10 protein-coding genes are annotated in these 14,549 nt (G+C 54.3%); 1 reads left to right on the top strand and 9 read right to left on the bottom strand.

Annotated elements, in window-relative coordinates; translation table 11 throughout:
• Positions 1-20 precede the first annotated feature (20 nt).
• The 9 genes from DPO_RS22740 to speD all read right to left on the bottom strand — a co-directional run bounded on the left by DPO_RS22740 (position 21) and on the right by speD (position 12,808).
• Positions 21-1,148: a pyridoxal-phosphate-dependent aminotransferase family protein gene (locus tag DPO_RS22740; protein ID WP_006968734.1), complete on the bottom strand. Its 1,128-nt coding sequence runs from the start codon at positions 1,146-1,148 to the stop codon at positions 21-23.
• A 17-nt stretch (positions 1,149-1,165) separates the two neighbouring features.
• Entirely contained in the window at positions 1,166-3,328 is a 2,163-nt protein-coding gene (locus DPO_RS22735; protein WP_006968733.1) for a dipeptide ABC transporter ATP-binding protein, read from the bottom strand.
• Positions 3,329-3,378: 50 nt separating this feature from the next.
• Positions 3,379-4,296 carry an ABC transporter permease gene (locus tag DPO_RS22730; RefSeq protein WP_006968732.1) on the bottom strand — a complete coding sequence of 306 codons (918 nt, stop codon included), beginning with the start codon at positions 4,294-4,296 and terminating at the stop codon, positions 3,379-3,381.
• The gene (locus tag DPO_RS22725; RefSeq protein ID WP_006968731.1) at positions 4,289-5,587 is read right to left on the bottom strand and encodes an ABC transporter permease; all 1,299 of its coding nucleotides are present in this window, start codon (positions 5,585-5,587) and stop codon (positions 4,289-4,291) included. The genes DPO_RS22730 and DPO_RS22725 overlap by 8 nt, the downstream gene beginning before the upstream one ends.
• A 70-nt stretch (positions 5,588-5,657) precedes the next feature.
• Positions 5,658-7,301 carry an ABC transporter substrate-binding protein gene (locus DPO_RS22720; RefSeq protein ID WP_006968730.1) on the bottom strand — a complete coding sequence of 548 codons (1,644 nt, stop codon included), beginning with the start codon at positions 7,299-7,301 and terminating at the stop codon, positions 5,658-5,660.
• Positions 7,302-7,446: 145 nt separating this feature from the next.
• Positions 7,447-8,916 (bottom strand): trimethylamine methyltransferase family protein, encoded by a 1,470-nt coding sequence (locus DPO_RS22715; protein ID WP_006968729.1) that lies wholly within the window; start codon positions 8,914-8,916, stop codon positions 7,447-7,449.
• A 23-nt stretch (positions 8,917-8,939) separates the two neighbouring features.
• Positions 8,940-10,877 (bottom strand): aldehyde ferredoxin oxidoreductase family protein, encoded by a 1,938-nt coding sequence (locus DPO_RS22710; protein ID WP_160166947.1) that lies wholly within the window; start codon positions 10,875-10,877, stop codon positions 8,940-8,942.
• A 130-nt stretch (positions 10,878-11,007) separates the two neighbouring features.
• On the bottom strand, positions 11,008-11,874 hold the full coding sequence (gene speE, locus DPO_RS22705; protein WP_006968727.1) for a spermidine synthase: 867 nt from the start codon (positions 11,872-11,874) through the stop codon (positions 11,008-11,010).
• Between the two features lie 97 nt (positions 11,875-11,971).
• Positions 11,972-12,808 carry an adenosylmethionine decarboxylase gene (gene speD / locus DPO_RS26630; RefSeq protein ID WP_006968726.1) on the bottom strand — a complete coding sequence of 279 codons (837 nt, stop codon included), beginning with the start codon at positions 12,806-12,808 and terminating at the stop codon, positions 11,972-11,974.
• 596 nt (positions 12,809-13,404) lie between these two features.
• On the opposite strand from speD, the gene DPO_RS22695 reads away from it, so the two are divergent.
• Positions 13,405-14,526: a GGDEF domain-containing protein gene (locus DPO_RS22695; protein WP_236610030.1), complete on the top strand. Its 1,122-nt coding sequence runs from the start codon at positions 13,405-13,407 to the stop codon at positions 14,524-14,526.
• Positions 14,527-14,549: the final 23 nt, after the last annotated feature.

The following is a 14,549-nucleotide window of genomic DNA, read 5'->3' as shown; positions in this document are numbered from 1 at the left end:
GCCGGATTGTGCGGATCACGTTAATTGCCGGTGCGGTCCGGCAGAACCGCTGCCAGGGCCTGTATCAGTTTGTCCACATTTTCCGGCCGGGCCGTGTGTCCCATCAGGCCGATGCGCCAGATTTTGCCGGCCAGAGGCCCTAATCCTCCCCCGATCTCGATTTTATATTCGCTGAGAAGCCGGGTTCTGATTTCTGCATCATCCACCCCTTCCGGGATACAGACGGCATTGAGCATGGGCAGGCGGCAGGAGGCATCCACCTGCATACGCAGGCCCAAAAGGTCCAGTTCCCGGACCAGTTGAAGGTGGGCTGCCATGTGCCGTTCAAACACGTGGGATTCCCCTTCATCAAGGATCAGACCAAGGGCCTGGTAAAGCCCGTACAGCATGTTGACCGGCGCAGTATGGTGATAGGCCCGGGTGGCCCCTTCCCAGTAGTTCATGATCAGGCTTAAGTCCAGGTACCAGTTGGGAACTTTGGTTTTCCGGGCCTGGAGCGCTGCCACAGCGGCCGGAGAAAAAGACACGGGTGACAGGCCCGGGGGACAGGACAGACATTTCTGGGTGCCGCTGTAAAACACATCGATCCCCCAGTCGTCCATGAGAATTTCCATCCCGCCCAGACTGGTCACGGCATCCACCAGAAACAGGGTGTCTTTGTCTTTGAGCAGAGCCCCGATACCGGGCACCGGATTCAGCACCCCGGTGGAGGTTTCCGCATGGACCACGGCCACCAGTTTGTAGGATTTTTTCGACAATTCTTTCTGTACCACATCCACAATCACCGGGGTACCCCAGTCAAATTCCAGGGTATCCACCTTTGCCCCCAGCCGGGTGGCCACATCCTGCATGCGCCGGCCGAACACCCCGTTGATCAGGATCAGGACTGGATCATTTTTTTCAATGAGGTTCACAAAACAGCATTCCATGCCGGCGGAACCGGTTCCGGAAATGGGAAGGGTCAGCTCGTTTCGGGTGTGCAGCAGGGTTTTGAGCTGCTGCTTGATGGTATCCATGATTTTTATGAAATACGGATCCAGGTGCCCTAAAGTGGGTTTTGAAAGGGCCGCCAGCACGGAAGCGTCCACACAGGACGGACCGGGACCCATGAGGGTAACCGGCTCAATGGTTTGCAACAGATCGTTCATGACAAAAATCCTTTTAATCAGCCCGTGGGCAGCATCATGCGTTGATCTCCCCGTTCCATGGCCAGTTCCGTGAGCTTATCCGCCGGAATATGGCACAGGATCTTGTGCCCGTTGGGCAGCCTTTGAAACCGGGGCTTTTCCTGTTCACAGATTTTACCGTTGTCCGGCAGTACCGATTTTCTGGGACACCGGGTATGGAAACAGCAGCCGGACGGCCGGTTGGTGGGGCTGGGCACATCTCCGGACAAAATAATGGACTGGCGCTTGGCTGTGGGATCGGGAATGGGAACCGAAGACAGCAATGCTTCGGAATACGGGTGATACGGGGGCGGATAAATGGAGGCCACCGGCCCGAACTCCACGATTTCTCCCAGATACATCACGGCCACAAAATCGGAAATAAACCGCACCACGCTCAAATCATGGGCAATGAAGATCATGGTGGACCCCATGTCTTCCTTGATTTCATTGAGCAGGTTCAAAACAGCCGCAGCCACGGACACATCCAGGGCCGATACGGGTTCATCGCAGATGACCAGAGACGGCCGGCTGGCCAGGGCCCTGGCAATGCCGACCCGCTGTTTTTCCCCGCCGGACAGCTGCCGGGGATACCGCTCATAATAATAGGCATCCAGTTTGACGGCCCGCAACAGCCGTTCCACTTCCTTGCGCACTTTTTTCCGGGGCACGGTTTTGAACTTCTGGATGGGCCGGCCGATCTGGGCCCCGATGGTGTAGGAGGGATTCAGGGTGGAATCCGGGTTCTGGAACACCATCTGCAGTTCCCGGATCAATGACAGATCCCGTTTCTGGGCCGGCAGGTTCAGATCGATGCCCATGAGTTCCACGCCGCCGTCCGTCAGTTCCTCCAGGCCGATGATGCCCTTGACCAGGGTGCTCTTGCCGCAGCCGGATTCCCCCACAATGCCCAGGGTGGTGCCTTTGAGAACCTTCAGCGACACATCGTCCACGGCCTTGACATGGGATTTTTTCTCCAGACCCAGAATGGCCTTCAGAGACGGGTTCTGTTCCGGATACCACAGCTTCATGTTGCGAATGTTGAGCAACGTGTCCATGGAGGAAAAATCGTCATCCCCTTCGATTTGAACCACGGCCCCGCGCTGTCCCCGGGCATAGTCGTCATAAGGGACTTTCAGGGTTTCTCTGCCCAGAAAGCACCGGGACACGTGATCGTCGGATATGGAGACCAGTTCCGGATGCCGGGAGGTGCAGTGGGCGGTCAGGCTTTTGTCCTCCAGGTGCCGGCCTTCGATACGCCAGTCACACCGGGGAGCGAAAATACAGGCATCCAGATCCCTTTCCGCCGGATCCGGGACCCGCCCCCGGATGGACCACAACCGGTTGTTGGACAGGCTGTCCCCTAAGCGGGGGACGCAGCACAACAACCCCCGGGTGTAGGGATGGGCCGGGTTGGCAAACAGCTTTTCAATGGGACCCTGTTCCACCATTTCGCCGGCATACATGACGCACAGCCGCTCACTCACCTTGGCCACCACGCCCAGGTTGTGGGTGATAAAAATGATACCGGTGTTAAAATCTTTTTTCAGGTCCTCTACCAGGTCCAGGACGGCGGCTTCCACGGTCACGTCCAGGGCCGTGGTGGGTTCGTCCATGATCAGCAGCGACGGGTTGTTGAGCAACGCCATGGCGATCACCACCCGCTGCTGCTGGCCCCCGGAGATCATATGGACATACCGGTTCATCACATTGGCGGCATCCGGCATATAGACTCGTTCCAGCATGGCGATACACCGGTCCCAGGCCTCTTTTTCGCGCATGTCCGTGTGGGCCGTGAGCACTTCCGTCAGCTGGGACCCGATGGTCAAAGACGGGTTTAACGCCTGCATGGGATCCTGGTATACCATGGAGATGTTGTTGCCCCGGATTTTGCGCAGTTCCGCCTTGGGGGTGCCTACCATTTCTTTGCCCATGAATTTGATGCTGCCTCCCACCACTTTGCCGTTGGACCCTAAAAAGTCGAGAATGCCGAAGGCGATGGTGCTTTTGCCGCATCCGGATTCCCCCACCACTCCCACAGTCTGTCCCTGTCTGACGGTGAAATTGACACCCCTGACCGCAGGAACCAGTTGTTTTCGGGTCTGATAGGAAATGGCCAGGTCTTTGACCTCCAATACGGGTTTGTCTGATGAATGTTCCATAGGATCGCTTTCGTTGTCAGGGCCCGGCAGCACGGCTGCCGGGCCAAGGGTTACTGATATCTCATGGATTCTTCACGAATCCCGTCTGCCAGCAGGTTGAGCCCCACCACCAGCGAAGCGATGGCAAGGGACGGCCACAGGGCCGCATACGGGTTGCCTGTCAGGATAAACGCCCGTCCTTTGGCAACCATGGAGCCCCAGTCCGGTGATGGCGGCGGCATGCCCAGGCCTAAAAATCCCAGGGTTCCCATGGCAAAGATGGCATACCCGATCCTGAGCATGGCATCGATGATGATGGGTCCTCGGGTATTGGGCAGAATTTCCACAAACATGATGAACCAGGCACTTTCCCCCCGGGTTTCCGCGGCCCTTATATATTCACGGGTTTTGATGTCCAGGGTCAGGCTTCTGACCAGCCGGGCAATGCCCGGCACCCCCACAATGGAAATGGCAATGACCACGTTGACGGCGGATGCCCCGATGGCCACCACGATGATCAAATAGAGCAGGATGACCGGGATGGCCATCATGGCATCTAAAAGCCGCATGACCAGCTCATCGATCCATCCGCCTTTATAGCCGCCGATCAATCCCAAAGTGGCACCGATCATCAGGGCCACCACCACCCCCCAGATGGCCGTACCCCCGGGCAGAGAGATGTTTTCCGATACGGGCAGCACCACCAGTACCACCCGGGCGCCGTAGATCAGCCGGGTCCACAGGTCCCTTCCCAGCTCGTCCGTGCCCAGGATATGTTCGGCGGACGGCCCCTGGTTGGGGGCTTTCCAGTCCTGTTCAAAGGGGGTGTACGGGGTGAGAAACGGGGCAAACAGGGCCACAAACACCCAGAACAGGACAATGACCAGTCCCACCATGGCGATTTTGGAACTGAACAGGATGGCGAACATATCCTTGAGCTGTACTTTTTTGGTTTTTTTTGTAGTTTGGGTTTCAGCTGTTTCAGGCATACCGTATCCTCGGATTCAAAAAGGTATAGATGATATCGGCCACCAACTGGGTGCCGACGGCCACCAGGACCATGATCATGGCACCGGCTTCCAGGGCGTTGAAATCTTTATACAGCGCTGATTCCAGCAGATAGGCCCCCAGTCCCGGGTATCCGAACACCACCTCCACAATCACGATCCCCCCCAGCAGCCAGTTGACATGGAGCATGATCACGGTGATGGGGGCGATAAGCGCGTTTTTCACGGCATGTTTGAACACCACCTGTTTGTAGGGCAGTCCTTTGAGAAACGCGGTTCGGATATAAGGCGCTTTCATGACCTCCACCATGGAAGCCCGGGTGATACGCAGGATATACCCCAGTTCGATCAGCGTGAGGGTCAAAACCGGCAAAATCAGCATCATGGGTTTTTCCCAGGGGGCGGAGGTGCCTAAAACCGCCGCACCCGGCAGCCACCCCAGCCACACGGAAAAGATCAGGGTCAGAAAAATACCCGTGGCAAATTCGGGCACCACGGAAAACATCATGCCCCCCACGGACAAAACCCGGTCCTTGAGAGAGCCTTCCTGGAGTCCGGCAATGAGACCCAACAGCAGGGCCAGGGGCATGACAATGACAAAAGCGGTCCCTGCCAGCACCACAGAGTTGCGCAATCGGGTCCACAGGCTTTTGTTCACGGGCCGGCCCGTGCGAAAGGAAATACCCGGATCCCCTCTGACAAATCCTTTTTTCAACGGAATATAGTCTTTGGGGCCCCCGGAACTTTCCATCCACCCCTTGCCCATGACAAACACAAACATGGTTTCGGTTTCACCCTTGACCCAGCGGACGGCATGATTCTGGCGGTCAATTCCCCAGAATTCCTGTTTGCCGTCTTCAATGGTTTTCCATCGGTCATTGTCCACATATTCGGTTTTTTCACCGTCCGGTGTGATGTTGATGGCCACCAGGTCGTCTCCGTCCACTTTCCAGCGGATGGGGGATCCGTCTTCCTTGACGGCCCACCATTCTTCAAACCCTTCTTCCGTGGTAATCCGTTTCAGGGGCATACCGATTTTCTTTTTAGCCACCCAGTCATTGCCCGCAATCCAGTGCAGATACCGGACATACATGGGCTGGTCCAGGCCGTTCTGGCGAATGAATGCGGCTTCCTGTTCCGGGGAGATAAAGGCTCCGAGCACATTTTTGGCGATATTTCCGGGAGAGGATTCTGCAATGATGAAAACGGCCAGAGACACCAGAATCATGGTCAGCAGCAGCAGAAAAAAACGGCGGAGTATAAAAACAATCATAAAATCCCTGTCCTTATTTTAAGGGTGCCCGTACGCAGAAGGATGCGCACGGGCGACACAGGTTTTTGATCTAGGCTAAAGACACATCGTTGAACAGCATGAATCCATTGGGATGGGCTTCCAGCCCTTTGACATTGCTTCTGGAGACCATCCAGACGGCCCGCCAGTAGCCGATGCCGATGGAACCCCGGTCATACTGGATTTTCTGGAGTTTGCAGAACAGTTTTCTGCGTTCGTCCACATCCAGGGTGCCATTGGCTTTTTCCAGGATCTCGGAAAATTCCTTGTCCACCCACCGGGTCTCGTTCCAGGCCGCGGGCTTTCCGTCCGCGTCCGCCTTGTAGGCCAGGTTCAGGACCATGGTGCCCAAAGGCCGATGGGTCCAGGGGGTGATGCCGAAATCCACTTCCGTCCATTTTTCCCAGTACTGGCTGTTGGGCATGGTCTGTAAATTGATCTTGAATCCGCCGGGCATGGCATCCTGTTTGAGGATTTCTGCATACCGGACCACATCCGGCCATCCGGAACCCACTGCCAGGTTGACTTCCAGCCCATCGGGATATCCGGCTTCGGCCAGCAGCTTTTTGGACGCTGCAGGATCATATGCCGGAATGGGCATTTCACAGTATTCCGGGTGCAGCTGGTACACATGGAAGTCCTGTCCTTCCAGTCCCTGTCCCATGTAGGCCAGTGCCAGGATTTTTTCATGGTTATGGCATTTTCTCATGGCCAGGCGGACCTTTTCATTGTCCCATGGTTTAAGATCCACCCGCATGCGCAACACCCGGGCCGAGGCCGTGGGGGCCGCCAGGATGTTGATTTCCGGATCATCTTTGAGGGCCCGGAAAATGTCGGTGCCGCCGATATCGGACAGATCGATGAAATCGATGTCTTCGCTCTTGATGGCCGAAATCATGGGGGCGGTTTCCGTGCCCATGTCCAAAAACTGCATTTCATCCAGGTATGGCAGGGGTTTGCCGTCCACACCTTTCTGCCAGTAGTCGGACCGGGCCTTGACCACGGCCAGTTCGCCTTCCCGGTAGGTTTCCAGGGTATAGGGGCCGGTGCCATGGGGCGCTTTGAGGAAATCGCCTTCAAAGGTCCGGTGATTCAGCACCTGGGCCGGATACTGAAAAAAGTCCTCGGGAATGGAGATGGTGGGCACTTTCAGGTGCAGTATGATTTGATAGTCATTGACCTTCTCGATATTGTTGCTGCTCAGATAACCGTCCACAAGCCCTTTCATGGAGGAACCCACGCTTTCGTCCAGCCACTGGTTCAAGGTGAAGATGACGTCATCGGCATTGAACGTATCCCCATTGTTGAACGTGACCCCTTGTCTGAGGTTCAGGGTCCAGGTTTTCAGGTCATCACTGGCTTCCCAGTTTTTCAGCAGATAGGGATGGGTGATGTTTTTGCCGTCGGTCAGGGTCAGATATTCCGCCACCTGACGGGTGACATTGGATGCGGCAATCCAGGAATAAGTGGCAGGATGGGCGATTTTCTGCAAAGCGGTCGCCACTTTCAGGGTACCGCCGCGTTTGACGTTTCCGGCAAAGGCTTTGGCGGTCCAGGAAAGACCGGCCATCTGGGTGGCAGTGAAAGCAGATACCCCCAGCAATGTGGAGTATCTGAGAAATTCTCTTCGGGAAAGTTTGCCTTTTTCCATGTCACTTTTTAAGTCGTGCACGGCCGGATGAATTCTTTTTTCCATACTTACCTCCTTATTTGTCTTAATCGATGATGCTTGTCATTCCATACAAGCGACTGGATCTCTTTCTTTTGCTTATTTTCCTTTTATTACATGTCCTTTGGATTAATGCAAATTTTTGAACCAATTTTTTTAGAAAAATAAAAACCTATCCTTTTTCTTGTTTTGCCAGAATTTCTTTTTCCCCTTCTTTCTTAAGCCGGTCCAGCTCCGCCATTACCTTGTCACTCAACGGATCCGGCTTATGGGTCTCCATGATGGACCGGATTTCTTCCTGGACCCGCTGGTCCATGGTGGGACAGCCGGAATTTTTCCAGGCATCGATGGTCTGGCGGTTGAGCAGCTTTGACACAGACAGCTCCTGCTTGAAATGGGCCAGTGTATGTTTCTGGGTGATGAAATGCCCGCCCGGGCCGACATCTTCGATGATCTGTCGGGCCAGGGTGTCTTTAGTGACGGTGATGCCTTCCACAAACCGCTTGGTCATGCCTGCAATCTCGTTGCCCATGACCAGCTGTTCCAAAGAGCAGGCCATGCCCGAGGCCATGTATCCCACGTCATGGATCAGGTTCAGACCGGACAGTCCCTGGGCCAGGATGGAAAACGCGCCTTCCAGCCCTGCCTGGGCATCCAGGCATTTGGAATCCGTGGCACCGGCCAGGCCCCAGGTGGGCAGATCAAATGATTTGGCGATTTCCGCCTGGGCTGCAATCCCTAAGCTGTTTTCCGGGGCCCCCATGGTCATGAGCGCAGTTTTCATGTCCAGGATTCCCACATTGCCGCTCATGGCCACGGGGCACCCGGGTTTTCGCAGCTGGGCAATGGTGATGTGGACCAGGGCCTCGGCCGTGATCTGCACCAGCATGCCGGCCAGAGTGACCGGGCCCGTGGCACCGGCGGACACGGTGGAACCGGGCAGCTGGGGCATGAACCGGTCGGCTGCAATGAGGATCCGGTCCACCACGTCATCGGGAAAAAACAGCGGGGCAATGGCTTCAGGATACAGGATCAGAAACGGTTTTTCCCGCAGCCTGTCCTGCCCCCCGGCAATCACGGCCGCCATTTCATACACATATTCGCATCCCAGCGGTGAGTACCCGATAAACGCCGCCGGTTTGACGGTGTTGGCAAACAGGGCCGGAATTTCGTGGACTTCCGCGGCCGCGCCCGGCACATCCTGGGAAGATCCCATGGGCATGACAAAGTCGATATGGGGCAGGGCATCCGCGACTTTGGCCCCCAGGGCAATGTCATTGATGCTGGTGGGCCGGATCTCTCCGGTAAAGGGATCCCGGTGGTTGGGGCTGGCCGTGGAGGTGCCGTAGTGGCTTTTTTCCCCTTCCACTTCCAGGGCCCTTCGGCCGTTCCGGTCATAAATGGTCCATCCTTTGGGGGCCGTGGCCACACATCCCTGGACGATGTATTTGGGGATTTTGATGGTATCGTCTCTGACCCATGCCCCGGCCTGGGTCATCATTTTTTTGACTTGGCCGTGCCGGCATTTGAATCCGACTTTTTCAATAATATCAAATGCCGCCTGCTTGATTTCCCAGATCTGATCGTCGGTCAGAATCCGCATGCTCACGGCCCGGCTTCTGGTAGTGGAGGATTGAATCACGCGCGTTCCTTTCAAAAGTATGTTTACATCATTGGTTCTGTTGCTTTCATGGGTTCTGTTTTTTTCATGGCATCCGGGGCCGGCGGCACCCCGTTTTCGTCCCACCCCATGGCCTGATAAAATTCAGCCAGCATGGCCGTGAACGATGTTCTGGTCAGCCCGGAAGGGTTGTCGTTTCGTGAAAAAAACATGTCCGGGAGATTATCTGAAACGGGGGTTTGGGCGTGGCGCAGATTGAAACGCCTTTCCATGGCCGCGATTGCCAGGCCCGTATCCGTCAATTGTTTCAATGAGACATGGGTATCTGCCAGGGCATTGACCAGAGCGATTTCCGGTTCCAGGTTGAACGATTTCAGCAAAGAGAGGACCGGGACTTTGCAAAGCCCTATCGTATCCACCAGAATATTGGTGACCACGGCTTTGCGGATCAGCCGGCCTTTGGCCTCAGTGGCATGGATATCCACGGCCAGGGCGGTTCCGAACTCCTTGATGGCCTGTTCCTTGGACCAGCTGTATTCCAGGGAGGCATACACATTGTTGTAATCCCCGCCCCGGCTGGACACGGCATATCCTAAGGCCGTTCCCATAATGGCGTTAGGATGGTATGCGGTCAGTTCCAGGCCTTTGACATGGGCGGCCCGTGCGGGCGCGCCATCCCCGATCTGTTTTGCGGCCTGCCGGACCCCTTTGGACAGGATCCGGCCCAGCGGGGTGGTGCCGTCGACAATCCGGTGAATCAGGATTTCCATGGTTTGGGTATGGCCCCAGGACAGATCCAGGTCCTGTTTGAGCGCATCCGGCATCAACCCTTTCTCGTTCAGGTCCATGGCAAATGCAATCACCGATGCCGTGGATGTGGTGTCCACGCCCAGCCGGTTGCACAGGTTGTCCAGCCGGATAATGGCCGCCATGTCCGACAGTCCGCATTTGGGACCGAAATTGATGACCGGTTCAAATTCCGGCCGGGTGGACACCTCTTCCGGTTTTGCCGGATCCATCACCAGATCGGCCTTGCACTGGACCGGACACTTGGCGCACCCGGACGACCGGACGATCTGTTTTGCCAGGTTGCGTCCGTCAATGGATGAGATGTCAGACACACCGATTTCTGTGTAATTTTTGGCACCCATGATACCGAACTCATTGACCCATGACAGATAACCGGCCCCGCCATATTTGGAGAAGAATGAAAATTCCGGGGCGGTTTTCACCAGATTGACATATGTTTTCACGGCCTGTTTTTTGGGGGGGGTGTCGGCCGGCAAATGTTTGTGGGACCCTTTGGCAATCACAACCGCTTTCAGATGCTTGGCCCCCATGACTGCGCCCAAACCCGTGCGGCCGGCGGCATGGTCTTTTTCCGTCATGATGGCGGCAAACCGGACCTGATTTTCACCTCCCGGCCCGATGGTCAGGATTCGGACTTTTTCAGGTGCATGGATTTGCCGGAGCCGGTCCTGGACGGCAAACACATCCAGTCCCCACAGATCTTCGGCCGGCATCAGTCTGGCGGAGGTTTCATCCACATACAGATAGACCGGCTCAGGGGATGCACCCCGGATGACAATGGATGCCAGGTTGCAGGACCGCAGCCAGGCACCGACATATCCGCCGATGTTGGCACTGCCCAGAATCCCGGTCAGCGGGGATAATGCATTCACATGGAGCCGGGCGCTGCACGGGGCTGCGGAACCGGTGAGCAGGCCTGCGGAAAACAGCAGCCGGTTCTCCGGCCCTAAAGGATCGATACCGGGTTTCAGGTGGCGATACAAATACCAGGCATTGAATCCTCTGCCCCCCAGAAACGGCAGCGCGTCATCCGGGCAGTCATCCCGCCGGCATATCCGCCGGGTCAGGTCTACCATCAAAAGCCTGCCGAAACGGTTGAACGGGATCATGGCGTTTTGTGTCCGGTTGTCGTGTGTGTCCTTGGGAAGGGCGCTGCCTGCTAGGGTATTCATAAATAAAACTTGTATCATTTTAACGTGTTAAGATCAAATCGTTTCTGCCTGATTTTTTCAACGCTTGCATCCGTTTCCTGATCATCAATAACTGGCAAAAAATTACCTGAAGGGTTCTCCAATACCCGGATCATAGGTGCTCAAGCATTTTTCGGGCAAAATAAGGCAGCACAAAAGCGGCTTTGTGAATTTCCGGGGAATAGTATTTCAATTGTTCCTGAATCCCGGGATCGATTTTTCTTGCCGGCCGGGTCAGGTCCGGTCCCAGTGATCCCAGGCAGATACCGATGTTTCCGCCGGGGTAGGTGGGCACCATAAAGCTGGCATAGGCCTGACGATCAAACAAATCCCGGGTGATTTTCGCCAGGTTGATGACACAGTCCTTGTGAAGAAAAATGGATTCCCCCTGGGTGGCGATAATCCCCCCGGGTTTGAGGGCATTTTTCAGGCATTCGTAAAACGGTTGTTTGAACAGCACCTCTCCGGGGCCGATGGGATCGGACGAATCCACAATGATCACGTCATACACACCGGTTTTTTCCCTGACAAACGCGGCCCCGTCTCCGATGAAAACGTTCACCCGGGGATCGTCAAATCCACAGGCCAGATCCGGTAAAAACTGTTTGGACACCTGGATCACCATGTCATCGATTTCACAGAAATCCATGGTTGTGACACAGGTATGGCGGCCCGCTTCCCGCAAAATGCCGCCGTCTCCTCCGCCGATCACCAGGATGGTTTCAGGATTGGGATGGGCAAACAACGGAACGTGCGCCAGCATCTCCTGGTAACTGAATTCGTCGAACTGGGTCAATTGAATGATGCCGTCCAGGGCCAGCATTTTTCCATGATTCTGGGTCTCAAACACCTGGATATGCTGGAACAAGCTTTTTTCATCATACAGAATATTTTTGATTTCAAGGGACAGGGCCATGCCGGGCCACATGGGGCAGGTTTCATAAAACCAGCCGTCTTTGACATGTCGGGTGTGTTTCATTTTTCAACTCCTTGTTGCACACATGTGTCAAGTCTGCCCGCGCTTGCCCGGAAACCGGTGCAAAGGGTTCGGTTTCCGGATCGGCGGGCGATCTGAATTACTGACGTAACGCCAGCTGCATTTTGTAATGACCGCCTTTGAAAAACGACATGGCAAACTCCGCCACCTCCCGGGGGTCGTAAAATTTGCAGCTGAACACATCCAGGTAAACGGTATTGTCGGCATTGGCAAAATGGCCGGAAATCAGGGAGGTTTCAATCAGCTGGGTCATGCTGAACCCTTCCACCCGCTCATCTTCGCCAAAATGGACCACCTGGCACTCGCCGAACCGTTTCATCTCGATTTTGTCACACAGTTCATGCACAAACTGTTTGATTTTGTCGGCATCCCGGATGATGTCCGGATCACTGTCATAGATATCGATGGAAGACAGAACCCCCCAGGGGTTTTTCTGCTCATAATCCTTTTTCCAGGAAATGGGGTGGGTGTTTGAATGTTTCAGGGTCTGTCCAATATGCTGTTTCGCAAAAGGCTTGGAGATAATTCCCCGGTTCTGATCCGAAGAGATCAGCACATTTTTTGATTCAAACGATTCTTTCATGGAGGTAATGGCGGCTTCCAGGTTGATATTGTCACCACAGGTGAAAATGTCCACGGCCGCATAGTCATGCTCCGGCCAGGCGTGGATGGTGAAATGGGATTCCGCGATCACCACCACACCGCTGACGCCCTGGGGCTCAAATTGATGGAACGAGGAACTGATGATGGTGGCATTGCTGTCCTTTGCCGCTTTCAGCAGGGCGTCTTCAACACGGACCGCATCCAGAAAGGCCGTGGCGCCGCATTCATAGTATTCAATGGTCACCTGCCGTCCCAGGGCAAAAAAATTATTGTCCTGGACATCACCGGTCATTTTAAGGTTTTTGTTCAGCATGGGTGTTGTCTCCAAAAATGTTAATACGCATCCGGGGCAGGCTGCATGATGCAGAAACATGCCCGCAATTGATTTTAAATGAATTTTTTGTTCAGTGTTCTGATCTGGAAGATTGAAATAAAATTCGTCAACCCCAAATCAGGCCATTGGTTTTTTTAAAACAGGGTTGCCGGAAATATGCGGATGATGGAAAAGCAGGAATAGAGACGTGTGAGTTAAAGAAAAAAAGCGTTTGTGCAAAAGACAATATACGTCCTACCCCCCCGGCATCAGCTGCAATTCCCGTGACTGCGGAACAAGCGGCATATCCCAGCTTGTTCTTTGAATATACGACTCTTCGAATAACCATGTGATTTTAAATTTTAAGTGCATAAAACCTTCAAGTTTGGGTTATTGCCGACAGACCATACGTTTGAATAGGGTCTGTGCTTCTCCAATGAAACACACCCTTTTACAGGATTTTTTTCAAATTGAAAAGTATTATTGTGTGGAAAATAAAAAAATATTTGATTTTCTATTGTGCACTGGTATATAAGGCAGCGGACAGTCTGGACAGACCTGAGAAAAGCCGGGCAAACACACCTTCGGAAGAGTTGATGAAAATGGCGTTTCAACGACAGCGGCTGAGCAGAAGAGTGGTCAATGACCTGCAAAAAAGGTCCACGGCCGGGGTGTTTTTTTACATGCTGGTGCCGCCCGTCCTGTTTTTCACGGACGGTTATATTCTGCGACATTTAACGGCCAGCCTGGTATTCTTAAGCATTTTTACTCTTATCTGCCTGTTTCGTCTGATCCATGTCCATATTTCAAAAAAAGCGCCGGACACCCGGCGTCACGACACATGGCACAAAGCCGTCTTTGTTGTCAGTATTTTGTTGACCGCCCTGGCATGGGGGGTGGGGTCTGCAATTTTTTTGCTGTACAGTGACGAACGGACCATCCATCTGCTGATGATCATCTGCACGGTGGGGTTCTGTGCCGGGGGTGTGATCTCTTTTATGCCCGTTTTGTATCTGGCCGTCGCCTATAATTTTCTGATGCTGGTGCCTGCCATTGCAGCCGTGTTCATTGGCCGGGATGCCCCCTCTCTGGGCATTGCCATGATCCTGTATTCCGTCTACCTGGTGCTGATCTCCCTGCGGGGCAACCATGAATACTGGAATGCGCTGGAAAATGAATATCTGCTGGAGGAAAAAACCCGGGAATTGGAAATCACCAGCCGGACGGATGTGTTGACGGGATTATACAACCGCCGGCATTTTGATGAGCTGTTTGAACGGGAATGGGGGCTGTGCAGCCGGAGAAAAAGTCCGTTGACTCTGTTGATATGCGATATCGATCATTTTAAAAAGGTCAATGACACTTACGGGCATCCGGCAGGGGATGAATATCTCAAACTCATCAGCCGGCTGATACAGCAGGTGTTTCAGCGGGAAACCGATTTGGTGGCCCGGTATGGCGGCGAGGAGTTTGTGGTGCTTCTGCCGGACAGGGATGCTGAACATACCCGTGAACTGGCCCAGCGCTTAGGTAAAAAAATTGAAGCCGCCGTGCTGGAATACAACAAAGAAAAAATTCAGACCACCATCAGCCAGGGGGTCACCTCCTGCATTCCGGCACCGGATATGGACCGGGATGTGCTTCTCACCCGGGCCGACAACGCCATGTATGAGGCCAAGAATGCCGGCCGGAACAAAATTATGGTGGATATGCAGTAAAAAAAAAGACTTCCTGAAACCGG

It is taken from the genome of Desulfotignum phosphitoxidans DSM 13687, from assembly GCF_000350545.1.
GTDB classification, from domain to species: Bacteria; Desulfobacterota; Desulfobacteria; order Desulfobacterales; family Desulfobacteraceae; genus Desulfotignum; species Desulfotignum phosphitoxidans.
The sequence above is the reverse complement of the archived record's forward strand: the minus strand, read 5'-3'. Positions and strand labels throughout refer to the sequence as shown.